This is a genomic window from Pseudoduganella namucuonensis, from assembly GCF_900116645.1.
In the GTDB taxonomy this organism is placed as follows: Bacteria; Pseudomonadota; Gammaproteobacteria; order Burkholderiales; family Burkholderiaceae_D; genus Rugamonas; species Rugamonas namucuonensis.
This window is the reverse complement of sequence record NZ_FPBO01000034.1, coordinates 1-20712: the sequence shown is the minus strand read 5'-3', so window position 1 is coordinate 20712 and position 20712 is coordinate 1. Positions and strand designations below refer to the sequence as shown.

The 20712-nt window shown below is 63.7% G+C and carries 19 protein-coding genes; 15 read left to right on the top strand and 4 right to left on the bottom strand.

Going from position 1 to position 20712, the window contains the following annotated elements; genetic code table 11:
* Positions 1–2 precede the first annotated feature (2 nt).
* Positions 3–854 (bottom strand): fumarylacetoacetate hydrolase family protein, encoded by an 852-nt coding sequence (locus tag BM436_RS27480; protein WP_093558779.1) that lies wholly within the window; start codon positions 852–854, stop codon positions 3–5.
* A 176-nt stretch (positions 855–1030) separates the two neighbouring features.
* Here BM436_RS27480 and BM436_RS27475 point away from each other — a divergent pair, with 176 nt between their 5' ends.
* From BM436_RS27475 to BM436_RS27460, 4 genes are read left to right on the top strand one after another with little or no spacing between them, the layout of a single operon-like run.
* On the top strand, positions 1031–1612 hold the full coding sequence (locus BM436_RS27475) for an amino acid synthesis family protein (RefSeq protein ID WP_093558777.1): 582 nt from the start codon (positions 1031–1033) through the stop codon (positions 1610–1612).
* A gap of 34 nt (positions 1613–1646) precedes the next feature.
* The gene (locus tag BM436_RS27470) at positions 1647–2756 is read left to right on the top strand and encodes an alcohol dehydrogenase catalytic domain-containing protein (protein ID WP_218164937.1); all 1110 of its coding nucleotides are present in this window, start codon (positions 1647–1649) and stop codon (positions 2754–2756) included.
* A gap of 11 nt (positions 2757–2767) precedes the next feature.
* Positions 2768–3310: a cupin domain-containing protein gene (locus BM436_RS27465; protein WP_093558773.1), complete on the top strand. Its 543-nt coding sequence runs from the start codon at positions 2768–2770 to the stop codon at positions 3308–3310.
* Positions 3311–3313: 3 nt separating this feature from the next.
* Positions 3314–3910: a malonic semialdehyde reductase gene (locus BM436_RS27460; RefSeq protein WP_093558771.1), complete on the top strand. Its 597-nt coding sequence runs from the start codon at positions 3314–3316 to the stop codon at positions 3908–3910.
* On the opposite strand, the gene BM436_RS27455 is transcribed toward BM436_RS27460, so the two are convergent.
* On the bottom strand, positions 3907–4830 hold the full coding sequence (locus tag BM436_RS27455; protein WP_093558769.1) for a LysR family transcriptional regulator: 924 nt from the start codon (positions 4828–4830) through the stop codon (positions 3907–3909). The genes BM436_RS27460 and BM436_RS27455 overlap by 4 nt on opposite strands.
* Positions 4831–4966: 136 nt before the next feature.
* Between BM436_RS27455 and BM436_RS27450 the strand changes: the two genes are divergently transcribed.
* From BM436_RS27450 to BM436_RS36475, 10 genes are all read left to right on the top strand, one after another.
* Positions 4967–5476, top strand: coding sequence for a V4R domain-containing protein (locus BM436_RS27450; RefSeq protein ID WP_093558767.1), 510 nt, complete (start codon positions 4967–4969; stop codon positions 5474–5476).
* 13 nt (positions 5477–5489) lie between these two features.
* Complete coding sequence (locus BM436_RS27445) at positions 5490–6656, top strand: acyl-CoA dehydrogenase family protein (protein WP_093558765.1); 1167 nt, start codon at positions 5490–5492, stop codon at positions 6654–6656.
* A 10-nt stretch (positions 6657–6666) separates the two neighbouring features.
* Positions 6667–7209 (top strand): flavin reductase, encoded by a 543-nt coding sequence (locus BM436_RS27440; RefSeq protein WP_093558763.1) that lies wholly within the window; start codon positions 6667–6669, stop codon positions 7207–7209.
* A gap of 144 nt (positions 7210–7353) precedes the next feature.
* A complete protein-coding gene (locus BM436_RS27435) occupies positions 7354–8508 on the top strand; it encodes an ABC transporter substrate-binding protein (protein ID WP_093558761.1) in 1155 nt (384 codons plus the stop codon).
* Between the two features lie 157 nt (positions 8509–8665).
* Positions 8666–9292, top strand: a complete 627-nt coding sequence (locus BM436_RS27430) for a flavin reductase family protein (protein WP_093558759.1) — start codon at positions 8666–8668, stop codon at positions 9290–9292.
* A 116-nt stretch (positions 9293–9408) separates the two neighbouring features.
* Positions 9409–10263 (top strand): AraC family transcriptional regulator, encoded by an 855-nt coding sequence (locus BM436_RS27425; protein ID WP_093558757.1) that lies wholly within the window; start codon positions 9409–9411, stop codon positions 10261–10263.
* A 27-nt stretch (positions 10264–10290) separates the two neighbouring features.
* Complete coding sequence (locus tag BM436_RS27420; protein WP_093558755.1) at positions 10291–10878, top strand: gluconate 2-dehydrogenase subunit 3 family protein; 588 nt, start codon at positions 10291–10293, stop codon at positions 10876–10878.
* A 22-nt stretch (positions 10879–10900) separates the two neighbouring features.
* A complete protein-coding gene (locus BM436_RS27415) occupies positions 10901–12640 on the top strand; it encodes a GMC oxidoreductase (RefSeq protein ID WP_093558906.1) in 1740 nt (579 codons plus the stop codon).
* 182 nt (positions 12641–12822) lie between these two features.
* Positions 12823–14559, top strand: coding sequence for a hypothetical protein (locus BM436_RS27410; protein ID WP_143133326.1), 1737 nt, complete (start codon positions 12823–12825; stop codon positions 14557–14559).
* Positions 14560–14571: 12 nt separating this feature from the next.
* The gene (locus BM436_RS36475) at positions 14572–14871 is read left to right on the top strand and encodes a hypothetical protein (RefSeq protein ID WP_143133325.1); all 300 of its coding nucleotides are present in this window, start codon (positions 14572–14574) and stop codon (positions 14869–14871) included.
* A 123-nt stretch (positions 14872–14994) separates the two neighbouring features.
* Here BM436_RS36475 and BM436_RS27405 read toward each other — a convergent pair whose 3' ends face one another.
* Complete coding sequence (locus BM436_RS27405) at positions 14995–15942, bottom strand: toll/interleukin-1 receptor domain-containing protein (RefSeq protein WP_093558751.1); 948 nt, start codon at positions 15940–15942, stop codon at positions 14995–14997.
* Positions 15943–16235: 293 nt separating this feature from the next.
* Between BM436_RS27405 and BM436_RS27400 the strand changes: the two genes are divergently transcribed.
* The gene (locus BM436_RS27400) at positions 16236–20342 is read left to right on the top strand and encodes a helix-turn-helix domain-containing protein (RefSeq protein WP_229490792.1); all 4107 of its coding nucleotides are present in this window, start codon (positions 16236–16238) and stop codon (positions 20340–20342) included.
* Between the two features lie 45 nt (positions 20343–20387).
* Here BM436_RS27400 and BM436_RS27395 read toward each other — a convergent pair.
* Positions 20388–20712: integrase core domain-containing protein (locus BM436_RS27395; RefSeq protein ID WP_143133324.1), on the bottom strand; the 325-nt coding region annotated here is incomplete at its 5' end.

Sequence of the window (20712 nt, the reverse complement as noted above, 5' to 3'; positions counted from 1 at the left end):
TATCAGGCTTCGTCGACGACGGGGTTGGACAAGGTGCCGATCTGCGTGATCGTCACTTCGAAAGTATCGCCGGCCTTGAGGAACAGCGGCGGCGTGCGCTTGAAGCCGATGCCGCTCGGCGTGCCGGTGGCGAGGATGTCGCCCGGATTCCACGGCAGCGCCTTGGAGATGTAGGCGATCAGCGTGGGGATGTCGAAGGCCAGCTCGGACAGCGACCCATGCTGCATTTGCTCGCCGTTCAGCAGGCCGGTCACGCGCAGCTCGCGGTAGTCGGCGATCTCGTCGGCCGTCACCAGCCACGGGCCCAGCGCACCGGTGGCCTGGAAGTTCTTGCCCATGCCGTACTGGTGGGTGTGGAACTGCCAGTCGCGCACACTGGCGTCGTTGAAGCAGGTGTAGCCGGCCACGTGGTCCATGGCGTCGGCCGGATCGATATGGGCGCCGCCCTTGCCGATCACCACCGCCAGTTCGGCCTCGAAATCGAACTGCTCGGACACCTTGGGACGCAGCAGCGGCGCGCCGGCGGCGATCAGCGTCTCGTGGTAGCGCTGGAAGATGACGGGGTGCGCGCCGATCTTGCGGCCCGCCTCGTGCGCGTGCTCGACATAGTTGATGCCGACGCAGACCACCTTGCCCGGCTTGGGAATCACCGGTTCCAGCTGCACGCCGGCCAGCGGATGGCTGGCCCCGGCGCTGGCCGCGAGCTCCCTGGCCCTGGCCAGCGCGGCGTCGTCGGCCAGCAGCGCGGCCAGGTCGGCCACGCCCTCGAGGCGGCCGCTCAACTCCACCACGCCATCATTGACGACCGCGCCGAAACACGGCTTGCCTGCGCGGCGATACGAAATCAACTTCATACATTTCTCCTTGGTTGTTCGGGGGACGGGCATGCGCCAGACCTGGACCAATTATAGGAGCTCTTCGCATTTTGTGCATAAAAATATTTAATTTGCATAAAACAGTCTTGCATGTATAATTTTAAGCACAGGGCGGGGCTGTCCACGCCGCGCCCCTCATACCTAAGGAGATGTTGATGTCGCTGGTGAAAGTGCGCAAGTACAAACTGGATGTCGAGGAAATCCGGCACGAGGGCGGTCCCGTCCTGGCGCGGCCGCTGCGGGTGGCGGTGGCGGTGGCGGTGGTGGACAACCCCTACGCCGGCCGCTACGAGGCGGACCTGCTGCCCTTCATGGCCGAGCTGCGCCAGCTGGGCGCCGAACTGTCCTCGCGGCTGATCGCCGCGCTGGGCGGCGCGGACCAGGTGGAGGCCTACGGCAAGGGTGCCGTCGTGGGCGAGGACGGCGAGCTGGAACACGGCGCCGTGTGGCACGAGGCCGGCGGCTGGGCCATGCGCGAGGCGCTGGGACAGCCCAAGGCCATCGTGCCGGCGGCGAAAACCATCGGCGGCGTCGGCACCCGGCTCGCCATGCCGCTGGGCCATATCCACGCCGCCTATGTGCGCAGCCATTTCGGCACCGCCGACATGACGGTGTGGGACGGTCCGCGCCGGGGCGAGATCGCCTTCGGCCTGGCGATGGCGACCGGGGGACGCGTCCACGCCCGCCTGGGCGGCCTGGCGGCGGCCGATGTCGTCGGCAACGACGGCCTGCGCTAACAACAAACAAACCCATAAAACGAAGGAGACGATGATGACCAAGATGATGCGCGCGGCGCGGATGCATGAAGTCGGCCAGCCGATGGAAATTGAAATGATCCCGGTACCCGAGGTGCGTCCCACGGACGTGCTGGTAAACGTGAAGGCCTGCGGCATCGTGCCGAACCTTGGCAATGTGCTGAGCAACTGGGGCAAATGGTTCCCCCACCTGCCGCTGCCCAAGCTGCCGGCCGTGTTCGGCCTGGACCCGGCCGGCGTGGTCGAGGCGGTGGGCTCGCAGGTGATCGGCTTCAAGCCGGGCGACCGCGTGTACGTGAACCCGGCCCGCTACTGCGGCGCGTGCCGCAACTGCCGCGCCGGCGAGACCACTTCCTGCGCCCACTACACCTTCAACGGCTATTTCGGCTTTTCCAAGCATTCGCAGCAGATCTACGACCAGTACCCCTACGGCGGCCTGTGCGAATACATGACGGCGCCGCAGACCAGCCTGGTGCGCCTGCCGGACAATATGCGCTTCGAGGAGGCGGCCCGCCTGGGCTACCTGGGCACGGCCTACCGCGCGCTGCAAACCGCCGGCGTGAAGCAGGGTTCCACGGTGCTGGTGAACGGCATCAGCGGCACCCTGGGGCTGGGCGGCGCGCTGTTCGCGCTGGCGCTGGGCGCGCGCCGCGTGATGGGCACGGGCCGCAACAAGGACCTGCTGGCGCGCGTGAAGGCGCTGGCGCCGGACCGCATCCACGTGCACGCGCTGGGCGAGCGCCCGATGGGCGAGTGGGCCGAGGAGGTCACGCGGGGCGAAGGCGTGGACGCGGTGATCGACGCGCTGGGACCGGGCGCCGGCCACGGCGCGCTGCTGGACGCGCTGGGCACGCTGCGCCGCGGCGGGAAACTGGTCAACATCGGCGCGGTGGCCGGCGATGTGCCGCTCAACCTGCACGTGCTGATGGATAATGACATCTCCGTCATCGGCTCCGCGTGGTTCACCACCGCCCAGGGCCAGCAGATGGCGGACCTGGTGGAGGCGGGCGTGGTGGACATGTCCATCTTCGAGCACCACGTGTTCCCGCTGGAGCAGGTCAACCAGGCCATCGGCGGCATCGAGAACCGCGCCGGCGGCTTCAGCAACTTCGTCATCTGCCCCTGAAGGAGCGCCCCATGAAGATCAAACGCATCGTCACCGGCCACGACGCCGAGGGCAGGTCGGTGTTCCTGTCCGAATCGGACGCGCCGCGCGCCACCGCGTTCAAGAGCATTCCCGGCCACGCGGTCGCGCAGGTGTGGGCCACCGAGCCCGGCGCGGCGCTGCCGGCGCCGCACGGCGACCCGACGCTGGCCAACGGGCCGCTGGTGCCGGCGCCCGGCGGCAGCAGCCTGCTGGTCGTGACCTTCCCGCCGGACACGGTGATGGCCAGCCCGGACATCGACGGCGCGGCGGCCGGCGCCGAACTGGGCGCCGCCCTGCCCGGCCTGATCGAGCGCTTCGAGCCGGAGCACCCCGGCATGCACACCACCGACAGCGTCGACTACGGCATCGTGCTCGACGGCGAGCTGTGGCTGGAGCTGGACGGCGGCGCGCAAAAGCTGGTGCGCCGGGGCGACGTGGTGGTGCAGAACGGCACCCGCCACGCCTGGCGCAACAAGACGGAGCTGCCGGCCACGATGGCCTTCATCTTCATCGGCGCGGCGCGGAAAGGCTGAACCATGGAACAGTGTGTGTGCGGCGACGCGGTGCGCGACGTGATCTTCCGCGAGGCGCGCAGCCAGAACCGCTGGCAGGCGCGCGGCGTGGACCCCGGCCTGCTGCGCGAGGTCTACGAGTTGATGAAGTGGGGCCCGACCAGCATGAACACGGCCCCGCTGCGGCTGCTGTTCCTGTGCACCGAGCGGGCCAAGCAAAGGCTGGCGCCGGCGCTGGCGCCGGGCAATGTCGACAAGGCCTTGACGGCGCCGGTGGTGGCCGTGGTGGCCTACGACAGCGCCTTTTACGACAAGCTGCCCTTCCTGTTCCCGCACCGGCCGCGGGCGGGCGACATGTTCCGCGACGACGCGCGCCTGAGCGAGGCCACCGCCTTCCGCAACGGCACGCTGCAAGGCGCCTACCTGATGATCGCCGCGCGCATGGCGGGACTGGACTGCGGCCCCATGTCCGGCTTCAATGAGGAATTGGTGAACCAGACCTTCTTCGCCGGCCGCACATGGAAGGTCAACTTCCTGTGCGGCCTGGGCTACGGCGACCCGGCGGGCCTGTTCCCGCGCCATCCCAAGCTGGCATTCGAGGAGGTCTGCGAGTTCGCCTAGGCGGTCCGCTGGCCGCAAAACATTTGCCCGATGGTCTCGCGCAGCCACGCCATGCCGGCGTCGCTGGCGAACCGCTGGTGCCAGTGCAGCTTGACCTCGATCGGCGGCAGCGCGAACGGCAGCGGCAGCAGCCGGTAGGCGCGGCCGCGGTTGAAGCGCTCCGCTATGCTGCGCGGGAAGACCACCGCCAGGTCGGTGCCGCGCACGATCTCGGGCACCACCGTGAAATGCGGCGAGTGCAGCACGATGTTGCGCTTGATGTCCAACTCCCCGAACCACTTCTCGATCAGGCCATGGCCGGTGGCGTTGCTGCTGGCGAAAACATAGCGTAGTTCCCCCAGCCGCTCCTTGGTCAGCGCGCGCCGCGCCAGCGGGTGGCCGGCGCGCACCATGCACACGTGCTCGTCGTGGAACAGCGTCTGCGACACGCAGTCCGCCGACAGCCCCGGCACGTAGCCGATGGCGAAGTCGATGTCGCCCGAGCGCATGCCGCCCTCCACCTGGTGCAGCGGAACCTGGACGATGTCCAGCCCCACGCCGGGCGCGCTTTGCTGCAGGGCGGCCAGCAGCGGCGGCAGGAAGTAGAACTCCGACATGTCCGACATCGAGATGCGGAAGCGCCGCGTGGAGCTGGCCGCGTCGAAGCCGGCGTGCTGCTGCATGGCGCCGTTGATCAAGTCCAGCGCGCGGTCGATCGGGCCGTGCAGGCGGATGGCGGCGGCGGTCGGCTGCATGCCCTCGGCCGTGCGCACGAACAGCGGGTCCTGGAACAGGTCGCGCAGGCGCCGCAGGCAGTGGCTGACCGCCGGCTGCGACAGCGCCAGGCGGTCCGCCGCCACCGTCAGGCTGTTGGTTTCCCATATGGCGAGGAAGACCCGCAGCAGGTTGAGGTCCACCGTTCCTGTATTCATTTCCAGCATAGTGCCGATTCCCGATCTTCATTTGACAGTCAACACGGGCGGCGACTATCGTTCCCCATCGCCGCTTCTTTCCGCAACATTACAGAAAAAAGCCCCGGCGTTGTGATGTTTTTCCAGCCCAACCAAGGAGCAGTTCATGAGCGTTTTCAAGGATCGCCTGCGATTCGACGAACAGGCCGGCGCCATCCACGACGCCGACCGCCGCTACCTGCTGATGCGCGCCGACGTCCTCATGGGCATGCTGCACGAACTGCCGCCGGCCACCGGGGCCGCGGTGCTGGAGGCGCTGGCCGCATCCACCCGCAAGCACGGCGGCAAGAGCCTGGCCGCCTATCTCGGCGCGGCCGGCCGCGCGCGATTGCGGCAAACCGTGATCGACAGCGCGGCGGGCCTGGGCTGGGGCGTGTGGCGCATCACCGGCGCCGACGGCCGACTCGAACAGCGGCTGGAACTGGAAGTCGAGAACAGCCCGTTCGTCCAGGGCCACGGCCCGTCCGGCCGTCCGGTCTGCGCGCCCATCAACGGCATCCTGCACAGCCTGGCCGGCGTGCTGCTGGACGGCGAGGTCGCCGTCACCGAGCACCGCTGCGCTGCGCAGCACGGCGGCGTCTGCCGCTTCAGCGCCCGCCGCCTATCCAATTTTTGAAGAAGGAGACACCATGTCCGCCACCACCCTGCTCCACCCGGTCCCCCGCGACGCAACCCCGCCGGCCGACGCCCCGCTCCCGCTCGAGGCGGTGCTGGCCGAGGTCGCGGCGCGCCGCACCGAGTTCACCACGCTGCGCCACGTCCCGCGCGACATGGTCGCGCAATTCAAGCGCGCCGGCATCTACCGCGCCGGCACGCCGCGCTGCTTCGGCGGCGACGCCATGGCGCCGGCCGACTTCCTGAAGATCGTCGCGCGCATCGCCGAGGTCGACGGCTCGGCCGCCTGGGTGGCCAGCTTCGGCTCGGCCAACACCTACCTGGCCGCGCTGCCCAAGGCGACGCAGGCGCTGATCTACGCCAACGGCCCGGACCAGGTGTTCGCCGGCGCGCTGTACCCGGCGCAACCGGCGGCGCGCCAGGACGGCGGCTGGCTGGTGAACGGACAATGGAAGTTCGCTAGCGGCTGCATGGGCGCCGAGTGGCTGGGCGTGGGCATAGGCGGCGGCCCTGGCGTCAAGCCGGTCACCGCGGTGTTCCCGGCGGCCCGGGTCGAGATCGTGGAGGATTGGGACGTGGTGGGACTGGAGGGCACGGGCAGCCACGACCTGCGCGTGAGCGGCCAGTTCGTGGCCGACGACTGGACCTTCCAGCGCGGCGGCGCGCCCATCATCGACGAGCCGCTGTACCGCTATCCCGCCGTGTGCTACCAGGCGCAGGTCCACGCCTCGGTCAACCTCGGCCTGGCGCAGGCCGCGCTGGACATCGTCAACGAGATGTCCGGCGGGAAGGTCACCACCACCGGCGCGCCGCGGATGGCGGACCGCTCCTACTTCCGCATCGAACTGGCCCAGGCCGAGGCGCAGTACCGCGGCGCGCGCGCCTGGTTCTTCGATGCGATCGAATCCGTGTACGCCGCCATCCTGCGGGGCGACGACGTCACGGCGGCGCAGGCCAGCACCCTGCGGCTGAGCGCGACCAACGCCGCCCAGGTGGCCGCCGACGTGATCCGCGCCGCCTACCGCCTGGGCGGCATGGCGACCATCTACAGCAAGCACCCGCTGCAACGCATCGTGCGCGACTCGATGGTCGTCACGCAGCACGCCTTCCTGAGCAGCGGCGTCTACGACGGCGCCGGCGCGGTGCTGGTCGGCGTGCCCCCCTTCCCCGGCTATCCTTGAGGTGACGAACATGACCACGCAAACCAATGACACCAACGCGCTGCGCCAGCGCTTCCGCGACGCCATGGCCAACCTGCCGGCGGCCGTCAACATCGTCACCACCGCCGGGCCGGCCGGGCGCTGCGGCATCACGGCCACGGCCGTGTGCTCCGTCAGCGACACGCCGCCGACGCTGCTGTTCTGCGTCAACCGCAACAGCTCGACGGTGTCGGCGTTCGAGCAGAACCAGCGCCTCTGCATCAACGTGCTGCCCGGCGAATGCGACGAGCTGGCCAAGCACTTCGCCGGCATGAGCGGCCTGTCGATGGAGCAGCGCTTCGGCGAGGCGAGCTGGCTGGAGGACGGCGGGGCCGACGGCGACGGCTTGCCGCGGCTGGCGCCGGCCCTGGTGCGCCTGGCCGGGCGCATCGTGGAGGTGACGCGGGTCGGCACGCACGCCGTCATCTTCGCCGAGATCGACGACATCGCCATCCGCGGCGACGCCGACGCCCTGGTCTACTTCGACCGGACCTTCCGCCGCATCAGCCGCAGCGTGGAATGCGGCGCCGCGTGAAGACCAAATCAGCTGAGCTGATGCGCTTCATAGGTGGCATGAATTTGATTTATCCCACGACAACTCCTACTATTCCCTAAACACCCATGCGCCGGAACGCGGCGCCGTCGTCCCGCCCCATAATTCTTCGAGGAGTGAGTTTCAATGAAACGTCTTACGCCCATCCGGTCCGCCGCACTGGCCGCCGCCATGTCCCTGCCGCTGCTCGCCCACGCGGCCGATCTGAAGCTGGGCTTCATCACCTCCCTGTCCGGCTCGGCCTCCTCGCTCGGGATACCGTACGCGAAGGGACTGCAGGCCGGCATGGCCTTCCGCCCCAACGTGGACGGCAAGAAGGTGACCGTGGTGCAGCTGGACGACGCGTCCGACCCGACCACGGCGGCGCGCAACGCCCGCAAGCTGATCGTCGAGGACAACGTGGACGCGCTGATCGGCACGGCCGGCACGCCGTCCGGCCTGGCCATCAACGGCGTGGCGCTGGAATACAAGGTGCCCTTCATCTCCATCTCCCAGTCCAAGGTGGACGGGCCGGACGGCGCCTGGATGGTGACGGTGCCGCAATCGGCGCCGCTGATGATCGACACGGTGGCCGCCCACATGAAGCAGAACGGCGTCAAGACGGTCGCCTACATCGGCTTCTCGGACGCCTGGGGCGACCTGGTGTACGACGCGCTGCAGGCCGCCGCCAAGAAGCACGGCCTCACGGTGCTGACCAACGAGCGCTACGCGCGCACCGACAGTTCGGTGACGGGCCAGGTGCTGAAGATCGTCGCGGCCAAGCCGGACGCGGTACTGGCGGGCAACTCGGGAACGCCGGGCGCCCTGCCCTACCTGGGCCTGAGCGCGCGCGGCTACCGCGGCAAGATCTACGGCACGCACGGCATCATCAATCCGGACTTCATCCGGGTGGGCGGCGCCTCGCTGGAAAACCTGCTGGCGCCCACCGGACCGGTGGTGGTGGCGGACCAGCTGCCCGCCAGCCATCCCTCGCGCAAGGTGGCGCTCGATTTCCGCGCCGTGTACCAGAAGACCTTCCAGGCCGTGCCCACCGACGCCTTCGCGCCCTACGCCTTCGACGCCTGGCTGATCTTCACCGACGCGGCCCAGCGCGCGCTGGCGAAAAAGCAGCCCGGCACGGCGGAGTTCCGCGTCGCCCTGCACGACGCGGTGACCAGCACCAAGGAACTGGTGGGCACGCAGGGCGTCTACAACTTCCGCCGCGACAGCCGCTTCGGCTCGGACGAGCGCGCGGTGGTGATGGTGAAGCTCGAAAAAGGGCAATGGAAATATCTGCCTTGATGTGACTTGGTTGGTGGGGAATTTACGCGGGCGCCGGCACTTCGGCGCCCGTTTTTTTCTGCCGGCATCCACCGGGGACAGACCCGCGTTCAGCGCCTCATGCCATTGCGAAGGCGCGTGGCGCGTAGGGTCTGTCCCCTGGGTTATCATCGCTGCCATGACTACAGACCACTACTACTACGAACCCGCGCGCGGCCACGGCCTGCCGCACGATCCCTTCAACGCCATCGTCGGCCCGCGCCCGATAGGCTGGATCTCCACGCGCAGCGGCGACGGCGTCCTGAACCTGGCGCCGTATAGCTTCTTCAACGCCTTCTGCTACACGCCGCCCATCATCGGCTTCGCCAGCCTCGGCCGCAAGGACACCCTGCGCAACATCGAGGAGACCGGCGAATTCGTGTGGAATCTCGCCACCCGCCCGCTGGCCGAGGCCATGAACCGCAGCTGCGCGCCGGCCCCGCCCGAGGTCGACGAATTCGTGCTGGCCGGGCTGACGCCGGCCACGTCGCGCACCGTGCGGGCGCCGCGCGTGGCCGAAACCCCGGTGGCCTTCGAGTGCCGCATGACGCAAATCGTCGAACTGAAAAACACCGCTGGAGGCGACGTCGGCGTGTGGCTGACGCTGGGCGAGGTGGTGGGCGTGCACATCGCCACGCACCTGCTCAAGGACGGCGTTTACGACACGGCCGCCGCCAGTCCCATCCTGCGCGGCGGCGGTCCCGGCGACTACTTCGCCATCACCGGCGAGCAGCTGTTCCGGATGTCCCGGCCACGCTATCCCTGAGCGCGCGGACACGGGCCGCTTTGCCGAATTTGTTATAAAAATCTCCGAATTCATGACACCGCCTTTTTCACCCCGGTGCTACCATGAAGCCGTGATAGACATTGGGCGGAGCGCATATGGGCACGGTGAGGATCGGGATCGGCATGGTGGTCGCCAGTGGCTACCCGGCGGCCGAAAGTGACAAAAAACCACGCCTCGCCGGCGCCGCCCCGGCCGCCGCGGCGCGGGCCGATTTCTTCGCCATCCACGGCATCTCCCCGCCCAGCGGCTTGTTCAACGAACTGTCCGACACCTTCTACTTCGCCAAGGACAGGGAGGGCCGCTTCGTGTGGGGCAACCGCCTGCTGCAGGAAAGGCACCGGCTGCCCCATGTCGACGACATCATCGGCAAGCGCGACCACGATTTCTTCCGCCGCGACATCGCGGACCGCATCCGCGCCGACGACCTGGCGGTGATGGCCAGCGGCGTCGCCGTCAAGAACAAGCTCGAAGTCATCGGCAGCGAGAACGGCGTGCTGACATGGCTGTTCACCACCAAGGCGCCGCTGCGCGACCAGCGCGGCGCGATCATCGGCGTCGAGGGTTTCAGCCGCGACGCCCAGCGCTCGCAGGACATCATCGCCCCCTACCACGCCTTCAAGGACGCGATCGAATACATGCAGGAGCACCTGGCCGACGACGTCAGCGTCGAACACCTGGCGCGCCTGTCGTGCATGTCGATGTCCACCTTCGAGCGCAAGTTCAAGCAGCACTTCCTGCTCACGCCCAAGCAATACATCCTGCGCATGAAGGTGCACGAGGCGTGCCGCCTGCTGCCCGGCAGCGCGAGCATCGCGCGGGTGGCGCTGGAGACCGGCTTCGGCGGGCAAAGCTACTTCACCAAGCAGTTCCGCAGCGTGGTCGGGCTCACGCCCAAGGAATACCAGCGCTCGGTCGCCGCCGGCAAGATCAACGCGCTGGGCGCCTACTAACACCCACAACACACTGGAGACACCACCATGAACACCGAGGAAGCGGGCCGCGGCGCGGCGCCGGCCTTCAGCGGCGAGCGCCGCGCCACCCTGCTGCGCCTGGCCGGCCTGTGCGGCCTGGCGCTGTCCGGCGACGCGCTGGCGGCGCTGGCCGCGCCCAAACCCGCCGCCGGCCTGCTGGCGCCGGACGCGCTGGCGCTGACCGCCGTGCTGGCCGAGTTGATCATCCCGAGGACGGACACGCCGGGTGCGCTGGCCGTCGGCGCGCACCACACCATCAGCCATTTGCTGCGCGCCTGCGCGGCGCCGGAGGACCAAGCGCGCTTCCTGGCCGGGCTGGCGCGCATCGACGCCGCCGCGCGGGCCCGGGGCGGCAAGCGCTTCACGGCGCTGGCGCCGGCGCGACAGACCGCGCTGCTGCACGCGCTCGACGCGGGCAAGGAACCCTTCAACGACGAGGACCAGCGCTTCTTCCAGCAGCTCAAGAGCTACACCGCCCTTGCCTACTACACGTCGGAGGCCGGGGCCACGCGCGAGCTGGTCTACCTGCCGGTGCCGGGCGGCTACAAGGGCGACCTGCCGTTGAAGAAAAACCGCCGCAACTGGGCGCTGTAAGCCCGCATTGGAGAGAATGAGCATGACGCAAGCAGCATCGTTTTACATCAAGACCAGCGCCGAACAATTCGACGCCATCGTGGTCGGCTCGGGCATCACCGGCGGCTGGGCCGCCAAGGAACTGTGCGAGCGCGGCCTGCGCACGCTGATGGTGGAGCGCGGCCGCCCCGTGGAGCACCGCGCCGACTACAGCGGCGAGGGCGTCGAACCCTGGAGGATGCCCAACCGCGGGCTGGTCGGCCGCGCGCAGGCCGAGGACCAGTATGCGCGGCAGCGCAAATGCGCCGCCTTCGACGAGTACAACAAGCACTTCTTCAACAACGACCGCGACATGCCTTACAGCACACCGGAGGACCGCCCTTTCAGCTGGATACGGGGCAATCAGCTGGGCGGGCGCTCGCTGACGTGGGCGCGCCAGACCTACCGCTGGAGCGACCTCGATTTCGGCGCCAACGCCAAGGACGGCCATGGCGTGGACTGGCCCATCCGCTACGCCGACCTGGCGCCATGGTACAGCCACGTGGAGCGCCACGTCGGCATCAGCGGCGGCGTCGAGAACCTGGACGTGCTGCCGGACAGCGAGTTCCTGCCCGCGTTCGAGTACAACACGGTGGAGAAGGCGCTGAAGGCCAGGTTCGACGCCGCCTTCGCGCCTGCCCGCATGATCATGGGCCGCTGCGCGCACCTCACCGCGCCCAGCGCCGCCCACCTGGAACAGGGACGCGGCAACTGCATGGCGCGCAATATGTGCAATCGCGGCTGCTCCTTCGGCGCCTACTTCTCCACCCAGAGCTCGACCCTGCCGGCGGCGGCCGCCACGGGCCGCCTGAGCGTGGCCACCAACGCCATCGTCCACAGCGTGATCTACGACCCCAAGACCAACCGCGCCACAGGCGTGCGCGTGATCGACGCCGAGACCATGGAGACGCGCGAGTTCCACGCCAAGGTGGTGTTCCTGTGCGCGTCCGCGCTGGGCAGCACCCAGGTGCTGCTCAACTCCACCTCGCCGTCCTTCCCCACCGGCCTGGCCAACTCCTCCGGGGTGCTGGGCCACTACCTGATGGACCACCTGTACGGCGCCGGCGCGACCGGACGCATCGAGGGCCACGAGGACGAGTTCTATTCCGGCCGCCGCCCGACCTTGCCGATGATCCCGCGCTTCCGCAACGTGGTGGACCAGCATCCCGGCTTCCTGCGCGGCTATTCGCTGTCCGGCGACGCCAAGCGCGCTGGCTGGCGCGAGACGGCGGCCAAGCCGGGCTTCGGCAAGGACTACAAGACCATGGTGCGCGCGCCGGGCGAATGGCGCTTCCGGCTGGTGGGCTCGGGCGAGATGCTGCCGCGCTACGAGAACATGGTGAGCCTGCATCCGACCAGGAAGGACAAGTGGGGCATGCCGCAGCTGCACATCGATTGCACCTTCTCCGACAACGACCGCAAGATGCAGGAGGATATCTCGGACACGGCGGCCAACATCATGGAGGCGCTGGGGATCAAGGACATCAAGAAGTACATCAAGTCCACCGACGAATGGCCGCCGGGCCTGAGCATCCACGAGATGGGCACGGCGCGCATGGGGCGCGATCCCAGGACCTCGCTGCTGAACGGCTACAACCAGGCGCACGACGTGCCCAACCTGTTCGTGACCGACGGCGCCTGCATGACATCCAGCGCCTGGCAGAATCCCTCGCTCACCTACATGGCGCTGACGGCGCGCGCCTGCGCGTATGCGGTCGAGCAGTTCAAGGCGGGCAAGCTCTAAGGTGCGCGAAACAGGTCTGCCGCAGACCGGTGCGCACTCAAACGGTCTGGACAATGCCCAGCCAACCTCGTGGGACTGGGCATCCGTGGCAACCTCATAATCTGCTACACTTCGTGCAATCGGACGCAGTCAAATCCTGTCTAGGTTCCGCCCCCTCCATCCTTTGCGCTGGTCGCCGTCCCTTGAATATTCGCGAATACATTCTTCATCTCACGCCTGCTGGCACCGACGCTTACTCAGGTCTCGTTACTGGTTCCGCTGGATCGATTGGCGGCCGGGTTGACGGAAAAATTGAATGTCCGAACTGGCCCCCTGACCTTTTTGCGATCATGGGCTCAATCATCGAACAGTCCGGCTGTTACACGCTCGCCAGTCCTGACCGCACAAATCTTGCCACACACGGAGAGTTTCTGGACTTCGTTTCCATGGCAGCGAATGCGTGGAATCGGGACTGTTTTCAAGCACCCGGCGATGTAATCCGTCTATGGGATCAGTTGCTCAACGATTTCGGTAATGTCGATGTCGCGTCGGTCTGTGGCAACGCGCAGGCAGTGCATTGCCTGCTCTCCTTGTTCGCCATTGCCGACGAGACCAGTATTGGTGTCGGCTGGGACGTGACGGACGAGGAAGTCGGCGGGCGCGCCTTTGCCGGGCTCACTATGGCATGCATGGCGGACAAAGGACCGGATCCGACGTTTATGGTTCACCTTCCGACGTCGATGTGCTGCAAGGTGCCACCGGATCGCGCCATCGTAATGCCCAAATCGATCACCGCGTCCGTTGGCTGCACGATTCGGTCCCTGAGCCATTATCTTGCGCTCCTGCCGCCGAGAAGCATTATCGACCCATCCTGGACTTGGTCGAGTACGGAACGCTCAGCTTCCCGCGCGGATGCTGCCCTGCCTTATGATGTGCGCCTGCTGCTAGTACCGTTTCCGTTCACGATCCATGCCACTAGCTTCCGTCTGAGCTCGAAACAGGAGAAATTTGGTAGCGGCTATAACATCCCAGCCTACTTCACCCTTGTGCAACACTGGCTTGACTCGCCGCAGGGGCGTATCACCGGAAAGCGCATGGCGGAGGAATTATTTCTTCCATTGATACGAGAAGCGCAGGCGCAGTCTGACTGGGCACCAAATGGTGTCGTGCTGCCAGAATGCGCATTGTCTCCCGAGGTAGCAAAAGAGTTGGTGGCGGCGCTCAAGAATTCCGGGATCGAATTCCTCATTGCGGGCGTCCTGGATGTCGATCAGGAGACAGGCAAGACGTATAACCGCGCTCAAACATTTGTCATTCGACCTGGCGAGGAAGGTGCGGTAGTTCGGCAGCAAAACAAGCACCATCGGTGGCGCCTTGACAAGTCACAAGTCGATCGATATGCGTTAGACTTTGACGCGAGTCATGAGAACAAGCAGTGGTGGGAAGATATCGATGTGAGCAACCGACAGCTGCCATTTTTCGGTCTACGGAAGGACATGTCGATCACGACGCTCATCTGTGAAGATTTGGCCCGGGCCGACCCTGCCATGAACGTGATCCGCGCCGTTGGGCCCAACCTGGTCATTGCGCTTTTGATGGATGGCCCGCAACTAGCGGTCCGTTGGCCAGGCCGCTACGCAACAGTATTGGCAGAAGATCCCGGTTCTGCGGTTTTGAGCTTCACGAGCGCCGCCATGGTAGACCGTTCGAATTGGCTGGAAGCGCGACCGGCGCGTGCCATCGGATTGTGGCGTGATGCAGGCGGGCGGACTCAGGAAATCGGGCTTCCCAAGGATAGCCTGGGTGTGTTACTGACGCTGGTTTCAGCGGAAAAAAGGCAGACCACTTTGGACAGCAGGTCCGATAACGCACTCTCGCGACAATTGACGCTGAGGAATGTCGTTCCGCTGTTTCTTGTGGATCGACCCAAATGGATATAGACTACACCAATCATGGCTACCAAAAAATTCACTTTTGATCTCGGCAACCGGAACCTGTTTCCGTCGGAAGTTGCTGTGGCGGAAAAAGCAAGAGCGTTGCTGACGGCTAGCGCTGCGCGCCATGGACGTCACATTGAGGGTGCTGCGGTTTTCAAGATCACAGCAAAGATGACCCCGGCGGCTACCGTCGACCGGCCCCAAAGCACCGATGCCGTGGAGGCGATAGGCGAGCCTGTTGCCGCAGTGGAACAAGGTGCCGAAGGAACAGTGGAAGTTGCACCATCTCGCCCAGGCGCGCATCGCTCCTACTAAAGTGGGTAAGGATTTCAAAAAATGGCCTTCGGGCCGTTTTTCTTTTGCATCAGTTTTTCGCAGCTGATGAAGTACCTCTCGTTGCGAAAGAGCTTACTCACTGCTGTCACGTCGGGGCCAATCTTAAGCCTGCGCCTGCCGAATGAACAAATCCCACAGGAACTCGGCAGCGCCTTCCTGAGACAGGCGCTTGTCCCGACCACCTCCCCACGCCATCCCCATCGACTTGAAATGCAGCGACTGGTCGCCCGCCTCTGTAGTCAGCAGCTCGTTAAACGAGCCTGACTGAGCTGAAGAGTCGTGCGAAAAAGCAATTCCATTGTTGCGACCAAGTCCACCAAGCCGAACTGAGCACTCCGCAATCTTCTTCCCGTTGCGATAGAGGATTGCCGCTATGCGACGCGAGTCGATGCGCTCAAACGTGCCCGTGATATCCGGATTGCGCTCTCCAATAGCTTGGATCGTGCCATCGAAAAACTTACAAACGTAGTCGAATGTCGAATGGACAAAGTCATCCGCGTCCTTCTCGGTGAACTCCTGCTTGAGCCGCACGTTGCTCGAACGAGGAAGGCTAGCCACAACAGCTGAATGCACCGATACTGCGGGTCTCGCCATAGTGTTTGCCGTGTCAGCGCCAATCGCCTCGACAGCTTGCCGAACCTGCTTTGCCACATCCGCCAGAGCCTCATCCCTGTCAGGCCAGGAGGCGACGGGCTTGCCATCTCGAGGAATAGCCATGAGCTTGCCAAAGGGGGCTCTGGCCCAGTCGCAATGGCGCAATATGACAGGTATAACCCGAGCCTCTTCGGCGTGATGACGTTCCATGGCACGCGCCATTTCTCGCGAATAACAGTAGGCCGAGTTGATAAAGTCCGAACTCACAAGCAGCAAGATGATATCCGCCGCTTCCAGCTTGCTGAAGATAGCGTCGTCGAGTTCGTCTCCGGCAACGATTCGACGGTCGTGCCACGCGTCGACAAAACCTTCGTGCTTAAGCAAAGCGAGGTGAGCTTCGAGTTCATTGCGAAGGACCTCGTCCTTGTGGCTATACGAGAAAAAGATAGTTGTCATATGTTGCCCATCCAATGGGTGATACCTGCGTTAGAAGCGCCCGAGCATCCGAGCAAAGAGTCCGATCATACTGCCAGCAGGCGTCCAAAGCGCCAGGATGACAACTCCGACCACAGTGACTAAGCGGCACCCAACGATGCGAAGGTCGCGGGATACAAGCGCATGGCGGCGTTCGCGATCGTCCTGGAACTCGCAGTACGGATCGTCAGGCGAGGTGCGGCTTGGCGCGGCTTTTCCACGATTAGAGCTTGGGTTGTGCGCCATGGCACCTCCGACGACTAAAGGTCACAATATTGAGAAATCCAGTTCATGGTACACTATTTTATGTGTGTTTGAACAGGTACAATTATATGCCAGCAATTCCTACATCTCCAGCCTATGTGGCATTCGGCGAACTGCTCGCTCGGCTCCGCCTGGCCGCAGGGTTCGCTAAGCAACAAGAGTTGGCCACAGCGCTTGGCGTGACTCAACAGTCGGTAAGCCGCTGGGAAAAGGGGCTCGCTCGCCCACGGTCGAATGATATTCCGACCTTGGAAAGGCTTGTCGGTGCCAAGGAAAATGAGCTCCATATAGCTGCCGGATACCAAGTGGCAACAGAAGCTCCTCGCGACAAAACCGCAACGTCACATGATCGCCCCCTCCCGCTCTCAGCACTGCCGCCCGATACCTTCGAAAGCTTCTGTGCAGTCCTCTTGGACCGGATGTATCGTCCTCGCGGAGGCAATGTGCATCGCTACGGTGGCGCAGGCCACAAGCAAAACGGCATCGATATCGTCGCGACCGGCCCCTTCGGCATCCATACATTTCAGTGCAAACGAGTCAATGAGTTTGGTGCCCAGAAGGTTCACACAGCAGTGGCAGAGCAAACCTACGCTGCAGACCTCAAGGTACTCCTGCTGTCTAGCGTGGCGAGTCCGAAAGCTCGCGATGCAATGGCGGCGCATGCTGGCTGGGAGTTGTGGGATAGAGAGGACATCACTCGAAAGCTCCATGACCTGCCGCTGGACGACCGCCTAGACATAGTTGACCGCTATTTCAGCGGCCAGCGCTTGGACCTACTTGGGATTGATGAGCCAGGCCCCTTTCAAACTCCAGAGGCCTTCTTCAAGCCATTCCTCATTTCGGACCGCTTCTTCAATCATTGCTGGGAATTTGTCGGTCGTGACACGGAGGTGTCACAGATTGTTCAGCATGCCCGGGATGAATCTGTCTTCCTAACGTGTCTCGTCGGGGCGCCTGGGTCCGGCAAAAGCCGTGTTCTTCGCGAAGCCACCCAGCGCCTTACGGAGAACACATCCCTACACGTTCGATTTGTGTCGCCAACCGAAGAGGTCAAAGCTCATCATTTGGACAAGCTGCGCAACACTCGCGGCGGGATAACACTGCTTGTTGTCGATGATGCCCATGAGCGTGACGACCTCGCCGCCTTCCTCAGGCACGCGGCAGTACCCGAAAACAACACGCGGTTGCTTCTATCGCTTCGCCCCTACGGAAAGGAGACGCTGCGACTCCAGGCCGCTAACGTGAGCCTCTTGGAACCGGAAGTTCAGTTTGTTGATATGCGTCAGCAGACCAAAGAACAAGCACAAGCATTAGCCGAATCGGTTCTCTCTAAGTGTGAAGGTCCACAAGCAGCCGCTGTCGAAATCGCCGATGCAACTCACACAACGCCGCTGGTCACGGTCTTGGCCGCACAGTTGGTCGCACGCGATGATGTGTCAGTGTCGCTCCTGGGGAACGCACAAGAATTTCGTACCTATGTGCTCTCGCGTCTTCAAGACGTCATCACTGCCACCTTGGTTACGGGACAAGACATTCCGAGACTACGAGCCATTTTGCGGGTCGTCGCGCTCCTTCAGCCCATCATCCCAGACGATCCAGGCTTGCTCAGCATCTTGCTGGAGACAGAAGGAATTGAGCAGCCGGACGCTAGTCGGCTGCTGCGCCTTCTGGGTGCAGCCGGCGTTCTGTTCAAGCGCGGGGTTCGCTCGAGAATTGCCCCAGACCTGTTGGCGGACGAAATTATTCGCTCGAGCTACCTCAACTCGGATGGCACAGCCAACATACGCGTCACACAGGTGTTCGACCGCGCGAGTGCGGACCATTTGAAGAACTTGTTCGTCAATCTTGGGAGATTGGACTGGCGCTTACGCGAAGGCCAGACAGATGACAGCACGGTCCTGAACAGTCTCGGCACCAAGCTGCATTGGGGCGAGAGATACCGAAATCCTCACGTGGAAGCTGTCGAGGCCGTTGCATACTATCAGCCGAGATTTGCGATGAATTTCGCGAAGCGACTCATTGCCGAAGGACATGGAGACAACTCGTCCGTGTGTAACATGGTACGCGACGCAGCGTACACGTACAACCATCTCCAGGAAGCATGTCATCTCCTGTGGACTGCCGGTCGCAACGACGGTCGGGAACTACATCAACATTCGAGTCACGGCATTCGCATCCTCAAGGAGTTGGCTAAATTTCAACCAAACAAGCCGGTCGAGTATATACGCAAGGTCGTGAGTTTCGCGCTCGAACTTCTAGAAAGGCCCGCGTCCCTCGACTCGACCTATACACCCTTTGCCATTCTGGAGGGAGCGCTGGGCACTGAGATGGAAGCAACGAGCTACTCGCGCTTGACCATTACCATCAGCCACTACCATCTTCCCTTGGAGAGAGCTCAGAGCGTCAGAAATGAGGTAACAGGAGCACTGTTTAAGTATTTGCGGGAAGGCCCACCTCGCAGAGCATTTCTCGCTGCCCAGACGATGGCTCAAGCCTTGCGAGGACCAATGCACAACGGCACGTCCGACCATGCTTGGAAGTGCGAACACGTGAAGCTCTTGCGGGAACTTCAGGTCGTGCTGAGCGAAGTTCATGTGTCGCCCGTTGTACTGGTTCGGGTCGCGGAGTCGGTATCCTGGCATGCGTTTCAACACTGGCCAGAGACATCGGTTGAGGCTCGATCCATCCTCGCCTTGTTGAATCGAGACCTGAGGACCCGGCTCACGCGGGTGCTTGTCGACGGCTGGGGAACGGAAACATGGGAGCTCAGCGAATCGCTCGAACGCAAGGAACACGACAGAGACCGCCAGCTCCTGACAGCAGATCTCGTAGCGGCATTCCCTGAGACAGGCCACCTACTCGACGAAGTGCATGCGTGCCTGGAGGAAATCGTCAACGTCGGACATGATGGATATGGATCACCCTACCTTCTCGTGAATCATCTGCTCGGTGCAGTACCAGGTCTGGCCACCGAACTGCTCCTAAGGAATAACGAAACCCGAGCCGGCCACCTCGCTCCATATGTAGGTAAAGCGCTAAGCATAGTCGTCGAGGCCGGCGACTCCAGTCTTGTGAATGATTACGTCGCTCGCTCGGAAGGTTCCGCTGAGGTGTTGGCGCAACTCGCTGAGGCATACGCTAGGTTCGAACCATCTCGTCCCTACATGCAACACGAAGTAGACCTATTCAAGCGTATCTTTAAGTCCAGAGACTCGGCAGTTCTGTTTGTCGCGTCAAACCTCGCGCGCCAAATTGCCAGCAGAAGCCCAGCCTTGGCGATCGAACTCATTTGTTTGGCGGACTTTGAAGTCAATATGAGGGCAACTCACGAAATGTTCATATGGGTCGCCGGCGGCGATACCATCCCGAAAGGTGATGTCGCAAGCAAACGAGGCGAGCTATTGAAGAAGCTCGCTGTGCTGAAAGAATTGGACGACTATTGGGTGCGGACGTTCCTCGTAGCGTCAGTTAAAGAAGAACCCAGAGCCGTTGTCGAGCTCGTTAAGGAGCGACTAATCGAGGCGACGCGGCGAAACGACTGGTCTTACAATCCGCTGAGCAAGGAATACAACGGAACGGGTCTTGGACTGATGGCAGTCGAGGGTGGACCAGGTCTGCTGCTGGAACTTCTCGACTGGGCGCTCACTAAATCGAAGGACATGCCCAGTGTAAGGCGGTTCGGTGAAGCATTCGCCGGCCTCTGCGGCGACTACGACCAACCTCTTCTTGACCTACTCTTGGCGTGGGTGTCCTCCGGCACCCAAGCACATGCCGCACTCGTTGCCAGAGTCCTGCAAGAAAGCCAGCCGACCCTCATTTATGAGCATCAAAAATTCATCAGAGACATCCTAAACGCCGCGGAACTTATTGGTGAGGGAACGGTAGATGAAATTCGCTCAGCAATCGCAGCAGCAGCACAGTCCGGAATTCGCCGCGGAACTCCCTATGAACCATTTCCGGAGGACATTCGGATGGAGCAACACTGCGTGCAAATGATCGCTTCGTTGAGCCGTGTTGAGCCAGCGTTTAACTTGTATGACGAACTCCTTACGGACGCGCGCCATGCGATCGCACGTCAGCGTAAGTCAAAAGAAGCTCTAGAGGATGAAGATGACTAGCTTGGCAATGATCTTGCCCCCGTATAACCGGACACAGCCTATCGCTTAGTTAACGCCGCTTTCCTGAGCCCGGCGCGCCAGCTCCCTCCTGAACATGCGAGGGGATTTCAACTTCAACGACGAGTGCGGATGAACCTCATTGAAATGCGTAAAAGCGTCTGGCAATTGGGCGAGAACGACTTGGGCATTGCTGCGGTCCATCAGACTGACGTAGTCCCGTTTAAACGTGTTCACGAAGCTTTCGGCGATCCCGTTCGACTGCGGGCTGCACACCGGCGTATGAATCGGCTCCAGCCCCATCTCGCGCGCCAACGCGTGCGTCGCATGGGCCCGGTAGGCGCCACCATTGTCGCTCAGGAACTCCAGCTTT